This is a genomic window from Streptomyces sp. NPDC048473 (genome assembly GCF_043200155.1).
In the GTDB taxonomy this organism is placed as follows: domain Bacteria; phylum Actinomycetota; class Actinomycetes; order Streptomycetales; family Streptomycetaceae; genus Streptomyces.
The window spans coordinates 132,110-147,441 of record NZ_JBICXE010000025.1 but is presented as its reverse complement, the minus strand read 5'-3'; the positions used below and the strand labels follow the sequence as shown (position 1 = coordinate 147,441).

Annotated in this window: 12 protein-coding genes; 4 read left to right on the top strand and 8 right to left on the bottom strand. The window is 70.8% G+C overall.

The window, feature by feature from the left end; genetic code table 11:
* Nucleotides 1-132: 132 nt before the first annotated feature.
* Nucleotides 133-1,449, top strand: coding sequence for a phosphodiester glycosidase family protein (locus ACGFU7_RS31970; protein WP_393700431.1), 1,317 nt, complete (start codon nt 133-135; stop codon nt 1,447-1,449).
* 74 nt (nt 1,450-1,523) lie between these two features.
* Here ACGFU7_RS31970 and ACGFU7_RS31965 read toward each other — a convergent pair whose 3' ends face one another.
* The 5 genes from ACGFU7_RS31965 to ACGFU7_RS31945 form a co-directional block, all read right to left on the bottom strand.
* A complete protein-coding gene (locus ACGFU7_RS31965) occupies nt 1,524-3,662 on the bottom strand; it encodes a 3-hydroxyacyl-CoA dehydrogenase NAD-binding domain-containing protein (RefSeq protein WP_393700429.1) in 2,139 nt (712 codons plus the stop codon).
* Nucleotides 3,659-4,888 carry a thiolase family protein gene (locus tag ACGFU7_RS31960; protein WP_393700428.1) on the bottom strand — a complete coding sequence of 410 codons (1,230 nt, stop codon included), beginning with the start codon at nt 4,886-4,888 and terminating at the stop codon, nt 3,659-3,661. The genes ACGFU7_RS31965 and ACGFU7_RS31960 overlap by 4 nt, the downstream gene beginning before the upstream one ends.
* 473 nt (nt 4,889-5,361) lie before the next feature.
* Nucleotides 5,362-6,636, bottom strand: coding sequence for an HRDC domain-containing protein (locus ACGFU7_RS31955; protein ID WP_393700426.1), 1,275 nt, complete (start codon nt 6,634-6,636; stop codon nt 5,362-5,364).
* Nucleotides 6,637-6,753: 117 nt separating this feature from the next.
* Nucleotides 6,754-7,416 carry a response regulator transcription factor gene (locus ACGFU7_RS31950; RefSeq protein ID WP_024488613.1) on the bottom strand — a complete coding sequence of 221 codons (663 nt, stop codon included), beginning with the start codon at nt 7,414-7,416 and terminating at the stop codon, nt 6,754-6,756.
* Nucleotides 7,417-7,666: 250 nt separating this feature from the next.
* The gene (locus ACGFU7_RS31945) at nt 7,667-8,326 is read right to left on the bottom strand and encodes a DUF3000 domain-containing protein (protein ID WP_393700424.1); all 660 of its coding nucleotides are present in this window, start codon (nt 8,324-8,326) and stop codon (nt 7,667-7,669) included.
* Nucleotides 8,327-8,417: 91 nt separating this feature from the next.
* On the opposite strand from ACGFU7_RS31945, the gene hemE reads away from it, so the two are divergent.
* Complete coding sequence (hemE, locus tag ACGFU7_RS31940; protein ID WP_393700423.1) at nt 8,418-9,491, top strand: uroporphyrinogen decarboxylase; 1,074 nt, start codon at nt 8,418-8,420, stop codon at nt 9,489-9,491.
* 28 nt (nt 9,492-9,519) lie between these two features.
* On the opposite strand, the gene ACGFU7_RS31935 is transcribed toward hemE, so the two are convergent.
* Entirely contained in the window at nt 9,520-10,908 is a 1,389-nt protein-coding gene (locus ACGFU7_RS31935; RefSeq protein ID WP_393700421.1) for an FAD-dependent oxidoreductase, read from the bottom strand.
* A gap of 37 nt (nt 10,909-10,945) precedes the next feature.
* Entirely contained in the window at nt 10,946-11,929 is a 984-nt protein-coding gene (locus ACGFU7_RS31930; protein ID WP_393700420.1) for a DUF4349 domain-containing protein, read from the bottom strand.
* A 127-nt stretch (nt 11,930-12,056) separates the two neighbouring features.
* Between ACGFU7_RS31930 and hemG the strand changes: the two genes are divergently transcribed.
* Nucleotides 12,057-13,544: a protoporphyrinogen oxidase gene (gene hemG, locus ACGFU7_RS31925; RefSeq protein WP_393700419.1), complete on the top strand. Its 1,488-nt coding sequence runs from the start codon at nt 12,057-12,059 to the stop codon at nt 13,542-13,544.
* Nucleotides 13,545-13,548: 4 nt separating this feature from the next.
* Nucleotides 13,549-14,262 (top strand): hydrogen peroxide-dependent heme synthase, encoded by a 714-nt coding sequence (hemQ, locus tag ACGFU7_RS31920; protein WP_393700417.1) that lies wholly within the window; start codon nt 13,549-13,551, stop codon nt 14,260-14,262.
* 442 nt (nt 14,263-14,704) lie between these two features.
* Here hemQ and ACGFU7_RS31915 read toward each other — a convergent pair whose 3' ends face one another.
* On the bottom strand, nt 14,705-15,187 hold the full coding sequence (locus ACGFU7_RS31915; protein WP_393700442.1) for a DoxX family protein: 483 nt from the start codon (nt 15,185-15,187) through the stop codon (nt 14,705-14,707).
* Nucleotides 15,188-15,332 lie beyond the last annotated feature (145 nt).

The window sequence follows — 15,332 nt, the reverse complement described above, 5'->3', positions numbered from 1 at the left end:
CTCTCCCAGGCCCCTTACCGCACAACGGACATGACGCCACGTCACTCACGAGACCGGCGAACCGGACCAATCCCAATCACGCAATGCCCCTGGCCCCGGCCCCCCGCTCGGTGCCCGGAAGAGGGGGGCGTCATGAACGGACGGTGGTCCGTACGGGCCGCGGCACTGGCCCTCGCGCCACTGCTGGCTGCGTGCAGCGCCCAGCCGGCCCCCGATACGGGGAGCAGCGGCCGGGACGGCGACGCGCCCACGCACACCTCGTCCCCCTCCGCCGCCGGACCGGGCGCCCGACCCCTGCCCGACGGCGTTTCGTTCACCCAGTCGGTCCGGACGCTGGACGACGGCGCTCCGGTACGGATGAGCGTGCTGACGGTGGCTCAGGACGCACCCGTGGACATCGAGGGGGTGCACGGCGGCTCGGTCGCATCGACCGGCACAGTCCGTGAGCTGGCACGCCGGGCGGGTGCGGTAGCGGCGGTCAACGGCACCTTCTTCGACTCGGACTCCGACCGCTACAAGGGCGATCCGCTAGGTCTCTACGTATCGGGCGGCACGCTGCTGAGCGAGTCCGCGGGCGGCCGTACCGCACTGATCCTTCCGGGCCCCGGAGAGCGCCCCCGCATCACCGAGCTGCGCTCCGCCACGTACGTCACCTCGTCCGACGGCGCACGCGCGGCCGTGGACGGTACCGACCGGGTACCCGGCCGGATAGTCGGCTGCGGGGGAGTGGGCCGCGACCGGCTCGCAGACACCGGCGCGCCGACCACGGCCCCGCTCCCCGGGCGGATCTGCGAGGACCCCGACGAGATCGTCGACTTCCCCGCGCAGTGGGGCACGGCGACCCCGTACGCGGGCGGACGCAGCTTCGAGGCGGTCCTCGACTCCCGGTCCACGGTGACGGGCGTACGCAGCCCCGCAGGAGGTGCGGTGCCGGACGGCGGCCGGACGCTCGTGGGCATCGGCTCCGGGGCCGACTGGCTGCGTGTGCACGCACGGCCGGGCCGGAGCCTCACCGTGTCATCCGTTCTGACCGATGCGCTCGGGGCACGCGTCCAGGGAGACCGGGCCTCGGTCTTCGGGGCGGGTCCGGCGCTGGTCCGTTCCGGCCGGACCTGGATCAACGCCGCAGCGAACGGCGTCTCCGAAGGGGCGGTGCGCACCCGCTCACCCCGTACCGTCGCCGGGGTCCGTGCGGACGGCACACTTCTCCTCGTCGTGTTCGACGGGCGCAGGCCGGGCGTCAGCGAAGGCGTGACCCTGCCCGAGGCGGCAAAGTACCTGGTCTCCCTCGGCGCGGTCGAGGCGCTGAACCTCGACGGCGGGGGTTCGAGCACGATCGTGGTCCGGGACCGGGTGCGCAACAGCCCGTCGGACCCGGGCCGGACCGACGACCGGCGCCAGCGGAAGGTCTCGAACGCCATCGCGGTCATCCCCCGGATGGACCGCTGAGCATCTCGCGACACGGCGAACGGGCCGTACGGAGAGGTCTCCGTACGGCCCGTTCGTCGTGTCAGCGAAGGAAGTTACGCCGGAACGCTCGCCACGCCCTGCGCCAGGAACTTCTTGCCGTTCACCCGCTCCGAGACGCCCTCACGGTCCAGGTACGGCGTGATGCCGCCCAGGTGGAAGGGCCAGCCCGCGCCGGTGATCAGGCAGAGGTCGATGTCCTGGGCCTCGGCGACGACGCCCTCGTCCAGCATCAGACCGATCTCCTGCGCGACCGCGTCCAGGACGCGGTCGCGGACCTGCTCCTCGGACAGGACGACATCGCCCTGCTTGAGGAGTGCGGCGACCTCCGGGTCCAGCTCCGGCTTGGCAGGATTCTCGGCGGAGTACACGTAGAAACCGCGCTTGCCGGCCTTGACGACCGCGGCCAGGTTCTCGGAGACGGTGAACCGGTCCGGGAAGGCACGGTTCAGGGTCTCGGAGACATGCAGACCGATGGCGGGGCCGACCAGCTCCAGGAGCACCAGCGGCGACATCGGCAGACCGAGCGGCTCGATGGCCTTCTCGGCGACCTCGACCGAGGTGCCCTCGTCGATGACGTTCTGGATCTCGCCCATGAAGCGGGTGAGGATGCGGTTGACGACGAACGCCGGGGCGTCCTTCACCAGCACCGCGGTCTTCTTCAGCTTCCGCGCGACACCGAACGCCGTGGCCAGCGAGGCGTCGTCGGTCTGCTCGCCGCGCACGATCTCCAGCAGGGGGAGGATCGCGACCGGGTTGAAGAAGTGGAAGCCGACGACCCGCTCGGGGTGCTGCAGCTTCGACGCCATCTCGGTGACCGAGAGGGACGAGGTGTTGGTGGCGAGGATCGCGTGCGCCGGGGCGACCGCCTCGACCTCCGCGAACACCTGCTGCTTGACGCCGATCTCCTCGAAGACGGCCTCGATGATGAAGTCGGCGTCGGAGAAGCCCTCGGCCTTGTCCAGCACACCGGAGACCAGGGCCTTGAGGCGGTTGGCCTTGTCCTGGTTGATGCGGCCCTTGCCCAGCAGCTTCTCGATCTCGGTGTGGACGTAGCCCACACCCTTGTCGACGCGCTCCTGGTCGATGTCGGTCAGCACGACCGGCACCTCCAGGCGGCGGAGGAACAGCAGGGCGAGCTGGCTGGCCATCAGACCGGCGCCGACGACGCCGACCTTCGTGACCGGACGGGCCAGGGCCTTGTCCGGAGCACCGGCCGGGCGCTTGGCGCGCTTCTGGACCAGGTTGAAGGCGTAGATCCCGGAGCGCAGCTCGCCGCCCATGATCAGGTCCGCGAGGGCCTGGTCCTCGGCGTCGAAGCCGGCGCTCAGGTCGCCGTCCTTCGCCGCGGCGATGATGTCCAGCGCGCGGTACGCGGCCGGGGCGGCGCCGTGCACCTTGGAGTCGGCGACGGCCTTGCCACGGGCGACGGCCTGGTCCCAGGCGTCACCGCGGTCGACCTCGGGGCGCTCCACCGTGAGCGTGCCGTTCAGCACGTTCGCGGTCCAGATCAGCGACTGCTCCAGGAAGTCCGCGCCCTCGAAGAGGGCGTCGGCGATCCCGAGCTCGAAGACCTGCTTGCCCTTGAGCTGGCGGTTCTGGTTCAGCGAGTTCTCGATGATGACGGAGACCGCGCGGTCGGCGCCGATCAGGTTCGGCAGCAGTGCGCAGCCGCCCCAGCCGGGGACGAGACCGAGGAAGACCTCGGGCAGCGAGAACGCGGGCAGCGCCTTGGAGACGGTGCGGTACGAGCAGTGCAGACCGACCTCGACACCGCCGCCCATCGCCGCGCCGTTGTAGTACGCGAACGTCGGGACCGCGAGGCCGGAGAGGCGGCGGAAGACGTCGTGGCCGCCCTTGCCGATGGCCAGCGCGTCCTCGTGGTTCTTCAGCAGCTCGACGCCCTTGAGGTCGGCGCCGACCGCGAAGATGAACGGCTTGCCGGTGATGCCGATACCGGTGATCGCACCCTCGGCGGCCTCCTTCTCGACCTGGTCGACGGCGGCGTTCAGGTTCGCCAGCGACTGCGGTCCGAAGGTGGTCGGCTTGGTGTGGTCCAGGCCGTTGTCCAGCGTGATGAGGGCGAACCTGCCCGCGCCCGCAGGCAGGTCGAGGTGGCGCACGTGCGCCTGCGTGACGACCTCGCCGGGGAACAGCTCGGCTGCGCCCTTCAGAAGCTCAGTGGTGGAGCTCACTTGTTGCCTCCGTCGGCCTTGTCGAAGTGCGGGTTCTCCCAGACGACCGTCGCGCCCATGCCGAAGCCGACGCACATGGTGGTCAGGCCGTAGCGGACCTCCGGCTGCTCCTCGAACTGGCGGGCCAGCTGCGTCATCAGACGTACGCCGGAGGAGGCGAGCGGGTGACCGTAGGCGATGGCGCCGCCGTACTGGTTGACGCGCGCGTCGTCGTCGGCGATGCCGTAGTGCTCCAGGAACGCGAGCACCTGCACAGCGAACGCCTCGTTGATCTCGAAGAGACCGATGTCCGAGATGGACAGGCCGGCCTTCGACAGGGCCTTCTCCGTCGCCGGGATCGGGCCGTAGCCCATGACCTCCGGCTCGACGCCCGCGAAGGCGTAGGAGACGAGGCGCATCTTGACCGGGAGGCCCAGCTCGCGGGCGACGTCCTCGGCGGCGAGCAGCGAAGCGGTGGCGCCGTCGTTGAGACCCGCGGCGTTACCGGCGGTGACCCGGCCGTGGGCACGGAACGGGGTCTTCAGACCTGCGAGGGACTCCAGGGTCGTACCCGGGCGCATCGGCTCGTCGGCGGTGACCAGGCCCCAGCCCGTCTCGCCCGCCTCGGCGTTGGTACGGCGCACGGAGATCGGCACCAGGTCCTGCTGGATCTTGCCGTTGGCGTACGCCTTGGCGGCCTTCTCCTGTGAGCGCACCGCGTACTCGTCGGCGCGCTGCTTGGTGATCGTGGGGTACCTGTCGTGCAGATTCTCCGCGGTCATGCCCATGAACAGGGCGGACTCGTCGACCAGCTTCTCCGATACGAAGCGCGGGTTCGGGTCCACGCCCTCGCCCATCGGGTGGCGGCCCATGTGCTCGACACCACCGGCGACGACGACGTCGTACGCGCCGAAGGCGATGGAGCCGGCCGTCGAGGTGACGGCGGTCAGGGCGCCCGCACACATGCGGTCGATGGAGTATCCGGGGACGGACTGCGGCAGACCGGCCAGGATTCCGGCGGTACGGCCCAGCGTCAGACCCTGGTCACCGATCTGAGTGGTCGCGGCGATGGCGACCTCGTCGATCTTCGCGGGGTCCAGGTCCGGGTTGCGGCGCAGCAGCTCCCGGATGGCCTTCACGACGAGATCGTCGGCGCGGGTCTCGTGGTAGATGCCCTTCGGGCCCGCTTTGCCGAACGGGGTGCGGACGCCGTCGACGAAGACGACGTCCCGGATGGTACGAGGCACGGTGGCTCTCCTCCAGGGTGCGGGATGGCACTGCTGCGGGGCACGCCCAAAGGCGCGCCGCTCCCCTCATGCTACTTGCGGGTAACCAGACTGCCCAGCCCTTGTGGCGGGAGCGGCGAAGGTCACATGCGGGTGGGGGAGGTCGCGAGGGCGTTTCGTCCTCAAGCGCCGGACGGGCTGGGTGTGCCCTCAAGCGCCGGACGGGCTGGGTGTGCCCTCAAGCGCCGGGCGGGCTTGAAAGGTGCCCCCGGACGCCGGACGAGCTGAAGTGCCGCATACCGGGTGCGTCACGAGCGGATTGCCGGACCTGTCGGAAACGTCGGTTGCCCGGACGGGCCGCAGATCCGGCCAGGCTGCACCGGAAACGGCAATCGCCGGAGCGGGCGGTGAAAACAGCCCGTCCGGCGATCGAGGACAGAGCGCGGCCGAGGGCCGCGGAACCTGGCGTGATTACGACCCTCGATGGCGAACCCTCAGGCCGCCGACACGAGCGCCCGGACCAGTAGCGGGGTCACCTGTTCGATCTGCCAGCGCCGCGCCCCGTACCCGGTGAGCGCGGACTCGATCGCGTCCGCGGTCGGATTCTTCGGCGGCTCCCAGCAGACCCGGCGCACCGTGTCCGGGGTGATCAGGTTCTCCTGCGGCATGTGGAGCCGCTCGGCGAGCTCCGACACTGCGGCGCGGGCGGCCGAGAGCCGGGCCGCTGCCGCCGGGTCCTTGTCCGCCCAGGCACGCGGCGGCGGCGGACCGGCGAGGGCCGGGCCGGGCTGAGGGAGCTCGGCGTCCGGCAGAGCCTTGGCCCGGTCGATGGCCGCCTGCCACTGCTCGAGCTGCCGCCGCCCCATGCGGTGGCCGAACCCGGGCAGTGCAGTCAGCGCCTGCGTGTTCGGCGGGAGCGCGAGCGCCGCCTCGACGATCGCGGCGTCCCCCAGCACCTTGCCGGGGGAGATGTCCCGGCGCCGGGCGACCTGGTCACGGGCGGTCCACAGCTCCCGGACCACCGCCATCTGACGGCGGCGGCGGACCTTGTGCATGCCGGAGGTGCGGCGCCACGGGTCCTTGCGCGGGGGAGCGGGCGGCGCCGAGGCGATCGCGTCGAACTCCTCGCGCGCCCACTCCAGCTTGCCCTGCTGGTCGAGCTCGTCCTCCAGGGCGTTGCGCAGATCGATCAGCAGCTCGACATCGAGCGCCGCGTAGCGCAGCCAGGGGTCGGGCAGCGGACGGGTGGACCAGTCGACGGCGGAGTGGCCCTTCTCCAGCGAGTATCCGAGCACGCTCTCGACCATGGCGCCGAGGCCGACCCGCGGGAAACCGGCCAGCCGTCCGGCCAGCTCCGTGTCGAAGAGCCCGGTGGGAGCCATCCCTATTTCGCGCAGACAGGGCAGGTCCTGAGTGGCGGCGTGCAGGATCCACTCGCTGCCGCTCAGAACGTCGCCGAGCCCCGACAGGTCGGGGCAGCCGACCGGGTCGATCAGTGCGCTGCCCGCGCCGTCGCGGCGCAGCTGTACGAGATAGGCGCGCTGGCCGTAGCGGTAGCCGGAGGCGCGCTCGGCATCGACGGCCACGGGGCCGGAGCCCGCGGCGAAGGCGGCGATCACCCGGGCCAGGGCGTCGTCGGATGCCACCACCGGGGGAATGCCCTCTCGAGGTTCGAGCAAGGGGATCGGCGCCGGGGCGACGTCGTCCGGGGGAGCGCCCCCGGTGGTTCGCAGTGAAGTGTCTGCTGCGGTCTCTTGGGCGTCGGTCACGTGTCAAGGGTATCTGTGTATGTACGGCGCCCGTCGACGGAACGTTCCGTCGACGGGCGCCGATGAATGTAAACCAGCCGGTCCGTATGGCTGTGTGTACCTGCGGGGGTGTGGGAGTCAGTGGATGATGCCCGTTCGCAGGGCGACGGCGACCATTCCTGCGCGGTCTCCGGTGCCGAGCTTGCGGGCGATTCGGGCGAGGTGGCTCTTGACGGTCAGGGCGGACAGGCCCATGGAGACACCGATGGCCTTGTTGGACTGGCCTTCGGCGACCAGCCGGAGGACCTCGACCTCGCGGCCGGACAGTTCGCGGTAGCCGCCCGGGTGGCTCGGGGTGCCGGGGGGCCGGCGGTGCATACGGGCGGCATTGGCGCCGATGGGAGCGACGCCGGGACGGGTGGGGTGGCCGATATTGGTTCGGGTGCCGGTGACGACGTAGCCCTTCACGCCGCCCGCGAGGGCGTTGCGTACGGCGCCGATGTCATCGGCGGCGGAGAGGGCGAGGCCGTTCGGCCAGCCGGCGGCTCGGGTCTCGGACAACAGGGTCAGCCCGGAACCGTCGGGCAGGTGGACGTCGGCTACGCAGATGTCGCGTGGATTGCCGACGCGGGGGCGGGCCTCCGCGATGGACGACGCCTCGATGACGTCACGTACTCCGAGTGCCCACAGATGGCGGGTGACGGTGGAACGGACGCGCGGGTCGGCCACGACGACCATGGCCGTCGGCTTGTTCGGGCGGTAGGCGACCAGGCTTGCGGGCTGCTCTAGGAGAACGGACACCAGGCCTCCTGGGGAGTGGCGGGACGGGCCGGCTCGGGGATGAAGCCGGGGCGAACCGTGCTTGAAGGGTCATTGACCTCTTCGGCAGCAGACCCGTCCTCCTTTAGAGGAAGATCACTATTTGGTGAGTAACAATTCGGGCAAATCGGACATGCGATCGATTGTACGAAAAAAATGCCGGTAACTCCGCGACAGTTGTGACGCAGTGTTACCGACAGGGGGAAAGGTTAAGGGCAGATTCAGGACAGATTCAGGAAACCTGGGGGCCGCGCCGCTGGGGGAGTGTCACCACCGCCGCATCGGCGGCGCCCGACGGTGGCAGGCCGGCGATCTGACACAGCAGATCGCCCCACGCCATCAGATGCGCCGCCGTGTCCGGCACCCCGCCACGGCCCTCGCGCGGTGTCCACGACGCCCGGATCTCGATCTGCGTCGCCGGGCGCCTCGTGGCCAGCGCACCGAAGTAGTGCGACCCCGCCCGGGTCACCGTGCCGCCCGCCTCCCCGTACGACAGACCGCGCGCCTCCAGCGCACCGGTCAGCCACGACCAGCACACCTCCGGCAGCAGCGGATCGGAAGCCATCTCCGGCTCCAGCTCGGCCCGTACCAGCGTCACCAGGCGGAAGGTGCCGTGCCAGGCCTCGTGCCCGGCCGGATCGTGGAGCAGTACGAGGCGGCCGTCGGCGAGATCGTCCTCGCCGTCCACGACCGCGGCCTCCAACGCGTACGCGTACGGAGCGAGCCGCTTGGGCGGCCGGGTCGGCTCCACCTCCAGCTCGGGGCGTAGCCGCGCCGAGCGCAACGCGTCCACCGCCGACCGGAACGCGGGCGGGACGGAACCACCCTCCGCGCTGTCCTTGCTGTCAGCGCCATCGGATTGATCGGAGAACTGTCCCTGAGCCGGAGCCATGCGGGGAAGAGTAGGCGGAACCGGAGCCTCGCGCAGGGAGGGACACCCGGGCGGGCCCGGCTGCTTACGGCTTCGTGCGAAGATTCTCGGTGTGAGTGCCAACGATCGCCCCATGGGCCAGCAGACGAAGACATCCGCCACCCATGAGTCGGCGTTCCTGAAGGCATGCCGGCGCGAGCCCGTGCCGCACACGCCGGTCTGGTTCATGCGCCAGGCAGGGCGTTCGCTGCCGGAGTACCTGAAGGTGCGCGAAGGCATCCCGATGCTCGACTCCTGCATGATGCCGGAGCTGGTCGCGGAGATCACGATGCAGCCCGTCCGCCGCCACAAGGTCGACGCAGCGATCTACTTCAGCGACATCGTCGTACCGCTCAAGGCCATCGGGATCGACCTCGACATCAAGCCCGGCGTCGGCCCGGTCATCGCCGATCCCATCCGCACCCGCGCCGATCTGGCCCGGCTGCGCGACCTCACGCCCGAGGACGTCAGCTACGTCACCGAGGCCATCGGCCTGCTCACCGCCGAACTGGGCTCCACCCCCCTCATCGGCTTCGCAGGCGCGCCGTTCACCCTCGCGAGCTACCTCGTGGAGGGCGGCCCGTCCCGCAACCACGAGCACACCAAGGCCCTGATGTACGGCGACCCGCAGCTCTGGGCGGATCTGCTCGACCGGCTCGCCGAGATCACCGGTGCCTTCCTCAAGGTCCAGATCGAGGCCGGTGCCTCGGCCGTCCAGCTCTTCGACTCCTGGGTGGGCGCGCTGGCCCCCGCCGACTACCGGCGTTCGGTGCTCCCCGCCTCGGTAAAGGTCTTCGAGGCCGTCGCCCCGTACGGGGTCCCGCGCATCCACTTCGGTGTCGGTACCGGCGAACTCCTCGGCCTGATGGGCGAGGCGGGCGCGGATGTCGTCGGCGTCGACTGGCGGGTTCCGATGGACGAGGCCGCGCGCCGGGTCGGCCCCGGCAAGGCGCTCCAGGGCAACCTCGACCCCGCGGTGCTGTTCGCGCCGACGGCGACGGTGCAGGAGAAGACCCAGGAGGTGCTGGACGCTGCCGCCGGTCTTGAGGGCCACGTCTTCAACCTGGGCCACGGCGTGATGCCGTCGATGGACCCCGACGCGCTGACACGGCTCGTGGAGTACGTACACGAACGGACCGCGCGCTGAGGGGACCGGACCGCCGGGCACCGCGCACTCAGGCGGTGCCCGCCCGCCGCAGGGCCGTCACCGCCTTGCGGGCCGCCACCAGAACCGGGTCCCAGACCGGTGAGAACGGCGGGGCGTAGCCGAGGTCCAGAGCAGTCATCTGGTCCACCGTCATCCCGGCCGTGAGCGCCACGGCCGCGATGTCCACGCGCTTGGCCGCCCCGTCCCGGCCCACGATCTGCACACCGAGCAGCCGCCCCGTGCGGTACTCCGCGAGCATTTTCACCGTCATGGGCTGCGCCCCCGGGTAGTAGCCCGCCCGGCCCGTCGACTCGATCGTCGCCGTGACGAACCGCAGGCCCACCGCGCGGGCGTCCTTCTCGCGCAGCCCGGTGCGGGCGATCTCCAGGTCGCACACCTTGCTCACCGCAGTGCCCACCACCCCGGGGAACGTCCCGTAGCCGCCGCCCACATTGGCCCCGATGATCTGGCCGTGCTTGTTGGCATGGGTGCCCAGCGCGATATGGCGCGTACGGCCCGCCACCAGGTCGAGGACCTCGACGCAGTCGCCGCCCGCCCAGATGTTGTCGTGCCCGACGACCCGCATCGACAGATCGGTGAGCAGACCGCTGTGCGGGCCCAGCGGGAGGCCGACGGCGCGCGCCAGCGTTGTCTCCGGCTCCACACCGATACCGAGCACCACCACGTCCGCCGGATAGGAGGCGTCGCCCGCGGCGACCGCGCAGACCCGGCCGTCCGGGCCGGTGCGGATCGCGGTGACCTCGGCCCGGTTGACCGTGGTGATGCCCAGACCGTCCATCGCGTCGTGGACCAGCCGCCCCATGTCGGGGTCGAGCGTCGCCATCGGCTGCTCGCCGCGGTTGAGCACGGTCACCTCGAAACCGTGCTTCAGCATCGCCTCCGCCATCTCGACGCCGATGTAGCCCGCCCCGACGACGACCGCCCGCCTGCGCCCCGGCGCCACCCGGTCCAGCGACTCCAGCAGCGCCTGCCCGTCGTCCAGCGTCTGCACCCCGTGCACCCCGGGCGCGTCCATGCCGGGCAGCGCCGGTCGCACCGGCCGGGCCCCCGTCGCGATCACCAGCTTGTCGAAGTCCGTCCAGTACGTCTCACCGGTCTCCCGGTCCAGGGCCCGCACCCGCTGCCCGGCCACATCGATCTCCGTGACCTCGGTGCGCATCCGCAGGTCGATGTCGCGGGCCCGGTGCTCCTTCGGTGTACGGGCGATGAGGTCGTCCCGCTCCGCGACGTCACCACCGACCCAGTACGGGATGCCGCAGGCGGAGTACGAGGTGAAATGGCCCCGCTCGAAAGCGACGATGCTCAGCTCGTCGGGGCCCTTGAGCCTGCGGGCCTGTGACGCGGCGGACATGCCCGCCGCGTCACCTCCGATGACCACCAGTCGCTCCGCTGTCATGCCTGGTCCCTTCGACACCGAGTCCGAAGGGACCACGCTACGACGCCGGGGGTGTGGACGAGGACTCGGACTGCTCGGGCGTCCGCGGCGCACGGCGTCCGGGCAGGCGGCCCAGCAGCAGCAGCCGCCACAGCAGCAGGAGTACGGCGACCGCGGCCAGGAACGGGGCCGCGGCGCCCACCGCCATCGCGAGCCACCGCAGCATCGTGACGAACGCGTGCCAGCCGCCGCCCACCGCGTCCAGGAAACCGGGGTCGTCGTCGCTGTCCTTCGCCACCGTCTCCGGCTCGGAGAGGTCGAGGGTGATCGTGGCGAGCGTGGTGCGGTCCTTCAGCGACTCCTGCTGGGAGAGCAGCGACTCCAAGGACGCCTGACGGCTGCTCAGCTCACCTTCCAGTGCGACCACATCGGTGAGCTTCTCGGCCCGGTCCATCAGCTTGCGCACCCGTGCCACACTCGCCCGCTGGGTGGCGATCCGGCTCTCCACGTCGACCACCTGGTCGGTGACGTCCTTCGCGGACGACGTGCGTGACAACAGCTTCCCGGCGCCCGCGAGATCCCGCAGCGCCGCGTCGTACTCGCCCTGCGGAACGCGCAGCACGATATGTGAAATTTCATGCGTGTCGTCGACCCGTTCCGTCTCTTCGCGGGCCACCAGACCGCCCGAACTCTCCGCGACCGAGCGGGCGGCTGAGGCGGCCTTCGGCACGCTCTTCACCTCCACGGAGAGCGTGGCGGTACGGATGACATGGGTGCCGGCGGGCAGGGCGTCGGGCTTCTTCGGCAGCGCCGACGAACCGTCGGCTGCCTGCGCACCCTGCGCCGACTTCTCGGCTGAGGAGTCGGCAGCGCCCTGCTGCAGCGGGGCGACCGCCTTCTTGTTGTCCCCGGAACTCGCGTCGCTCGCACTGTCGCCGGCGCCGCAGCCGCTCAGCGCGAGGAGGCCGGCCAGGAGCCCGGCGGCCAGCACCGTGCGCGAACGACGGACGGATGAACGGCCAGGATGCCGGTCTGTCTGCATAACTGCTCTCCCGGGGCGGGTGGTTGATGGTGCCGGTTCGACGTGCGGGGCGGGGGTGCGGGTTGCCTGATACCGGTTTCGAAGCGGTCACGTTCAGGACTCGGAAGAGGTTTGAGAGAGTGGAGGCATGCAGCGTTCAATAAACCGCGCGGACACAGGCACGGGTCATGTCGTCGTCATCGGCGGTGGCATCGCCGGTCTCGCCGCCGCCCACCGGCTCCTCGGGGCAGGGCTGCGGGTCACCCTCCTCGAGGCCACCGACCGGCTCGGCGGCAAGCTCATGACCGGTGAGATCGCCGGTACCCGGGTCGACCTGGGCGCCGAGTCGATGCTCGCCCGGCGCCCGGAAGCGGTCGCCCTGGCACGTGCAGTCGGGCTCGGCGACCGCCTCCAGCCGCCCGCCACCGCCACCGCATCGGTCTGGACGCGCGACGCCCTGCGGCCCATGCCCAAGGGCCATGTGATGGGTGTACCGGGCGACCCGGCGGCGCTCAGCGGGGTGCTCTCCCCGGAGGGCCTCGCGCGCATCGCGCAGGAGCGCGACCTCACCCCGACCGCCGTCGGCGACGATGTCGCGGTCGGTGCGTACGTCGCCGACCGGCTGGGCCGCGAGGTCGTCGACCGGCTCGTGGAACCGCTGCTCGGCGGCGTGTACGCGGGCGACGCCTACCGGATCTCGATGCGCGCCGCCGTACCGCAGCTCTTCGAGGTGGTGCGGGAGGGCGGCTCGCTGCTCGACGGTGTGCGGCGCATCCAGGAGCGGGCCGCCGCCCGGCAGCAGACCGGACCGGTCTTCCAGGGTATCGACGGCGGCATCGGCACCCTGCCGTACGCGGTCGCCGACGCCGTACGCGCGGGCGGCGGGGAGATCCTGACCGCCACCCCCGTCCTCGGCCTGACCCGTACCACCGACGGCTGGGACGTCCGCACGGACACCCGGGTGATCACCGCCGACGGCATCGTGCTGGCCGCCCCCGCCTGGTCCGCCTCCACCCTGCTCGCCGCCGAGTCCCCGGCCGCCTCCGCCGAGCTCGCCGGTGTCGAGTACGCGTCGATGGCGCTCGTCACCATGGCATTCCGCCGCTCCGACGTGGCCACCACCGGCGCACTCGACGGGCGCTCCGGCTTCCTCGTACCGCCGGTCGACGGCCGCACCATCAAGGCCTCCACCTTCTCCACCCACAAGTGGAACTGGGTCGCCGACTCCGCCCCCGACCTGTTCGTCCTGCGCACCTCCGTCGGCCGGTACGGCGAGGAGGACCACCTGCACCGCGAGGACAGCGAGCTGGTGGACGTATCGCTGCGCGACCTCGCCGAGGCGACCGGCCTTGCCGCGAAGCCCGTGGACACCGAGGTCACCCGGTGGATCGGCGGACTGCCCCAGTACCCCGTGGGCCATCTCTCCCGGGTCGCCCGGATCCGCGACGAGGTCGCCAAGCTGCCCGGCCTGCGGGTCTGCGGAGCGGTCTATGACGGGGTCGGCATTCCGGCGTGCATCGCGAGCGCCCACCGTGCCGCGGACGAGATCGCCCACGACCTCACCGGCGGGTCAGGGGAAGAGATCATCGCCACGTCGACCCTGGTTCAGGGCACACGGAGCGAGGCGGGACAATAGCCGTATGAGTGCGCCTGAGAAGATCCCCAACGCCGGCAAGAAGGCCAAGGACCTCAACGAGGTCATCCGCTACACGCTGTGGTCCGTCTTCAAGCTGCGCGATGTCCTGCCCGCGGACCGTGCCGGTTACGCCGACGAGGTCCAGGAGCTGTTCGACCAGCTCGCGGCGAAGGACATCACCGTCCGCGGCACCTATGACCTCTCCGGCCTGCGTGCCGACGCCGACATCATGGTCTGGTGGCACGCCGAGACCGCGGACGAGCTGCAGGAGGCGTACAACCTCTTCCGGCGCACCAAGCTGGGCCTGGCGCTGGAGCCGGTCTGGTCGAACATGGCGCTGCACCGCCCCGCCGAGTTCAACAAGTCGCACATCCCGGCGTTCCTGGCCGACGAGACGCCGCGCAACTACATCAGCGTCTACCCCTTCGTGCGCTCCTACGACTGGTACCTGCTGCCGGACGAGGACCGCCGACGCATGCTCGCGGACCACGGCAAGATGGCCCGCGGCTACCCCGACGTCCGGGCCAACACCGTCGCCTCCTTCTCGCTCGGCGACTACGAGTGGATCCTCGCCTTCGAGGCCGACGAGCTGTACCGCATCGTCGACCTGATGCGCCATCTGCGGGCCTCCGAGGCGCGGATGCACGTCCGCGAGGAGGTCCCGTTCTACACGGGCCGCAGGAAGTCGGTTGCAGACCTGGTGGCCGGGCTCGCGTAGCGAGCGGGCTCCGACCACCCCAACCCGGAAGATCAGACGGTGGGCACCGGCGTGTTTTGCGCTGCCTGTCGTTCCAGCGACACCGGGTTCGGCTCCGGGTTCGCCGCAGGTTCTGACCTGCGGCGACCCCGGAACCTACAGAGAAGTACGCGGAGCGAGGTTCCCCTGTGCGGTGCCGTTGAACGCGGTGAGCTCGAACGGGACAGCCGACTCTTCGAGTTGGTCGTGGGTGAAGTGGCGGATGGCCATCTGCTGGGCTCCTCGGCCGTGAGGGCGTACCCGCAGTCGGCGTTCAGGACGAAGCCGGAGCGCAGGAGTGCCGAGGCAGGGCGAGCGCTGAGAGCCGGCCCGGACTGCCCGCAGGCGCGGCGCATGGGGACTCACATTTCCAACCGCCAACCGCCAACCGCCGACAGGCCCCACCTCGACCGCGACGGTGAGGCTAGAGGCTCAGCACGATGGCGGAGCCGATGCCGCCGAGGCACAGCGCGAAGGCGGCTTCACTCCAACCGCCCTTTCCCCAGCGGAAGGGCCGGTCGAGAGCGAGCCGCCCGGGGCCGATGGCGGTGATGGCGAGTGCGACGACCGCGATGCATATGTTGTACTCCACGCCACCCTGTGATTCCCATAGACCGTGTGCCGCGGTGACGGTGACCATGGCGTTGATCATCACGCCGATCAGGGCAGCCGCCGCCAGTGGCGTGAACAGTCCCAGAGCCAGACCGATGCCTCCCAGGAGCTCGGAACCGCCGCCGATGGCGGCGTAGACCGTTCCGGGACGGTAGCCCAGTGCGGCGAACCCCTTGCCCGTGGCGGTGAGGCCGCCACCACCGAATATTCCGAAGAGTTTCTGACAGCCGTGCCCTGCCATCAGCAGGCCGATCGTGATCCTGATAAGGAGCAGCCCGCAGTCGCCGGCGGACACTGCGGGCCGCGCCGGGACGTGGTCCGCAGGCTCGGGTGAGGCGCGCAGTTGCTCGGCTATGTACTTCACCGGGGGCTCTCTTCTGCTCCGAGGTCCCGGGGCGGTGCCGACTGACCACCAAGGAAACGGCAGGGCGGGTTGTTCA

Excerpts from the sequence above, each read along its gene's own strand:
- hemG (WP_393700419.1), top strand. The coding sequence starts at position 12,057 with ATGCAGCGTTCAATAAACCGCGCGGACACAGGCACGGGTCATGTCGTC.
- ACGFU7_RS31930 (WP_393700420.1), bottom strand. The coding sequence starts at position 11,929 with ATGCAGACAGACCGGCATCCTGGCCGTTCATCCGTCCGTCGTTCGCGC.
- ACGFU7_RS31970 (WP_393700431.1), top strand. The coding sequence starts at position 133 with ATGAACGGACGGTGGTCCGTACGGGCCGCGGCACTGGCCCTCGCGCCA.
- ACGFU7_RS31935 (WP_393700421.1), bottom strand. The coding sequence starts at position 10,908 with ATGACAGCGGAGCGACTGGTGGTCATCGGAGGTGACGCGGCGGGCATG.
- ACGFU7_RS31945 (WP_393700424.1), bottom strand. The coding sequence starts at position 8,326 with ATGGCTCCGGCTCAGGGACAGTTCTCCGATCAATCCGATGGCGCTGAC.
- hemQ (WP_393700417.1), top strand. The coding sequence starts at position 13,549 with ATGAGTGCGCCTGAGAAGATCCCCAACGCCGGCAAGAAGGCCAAGGAC.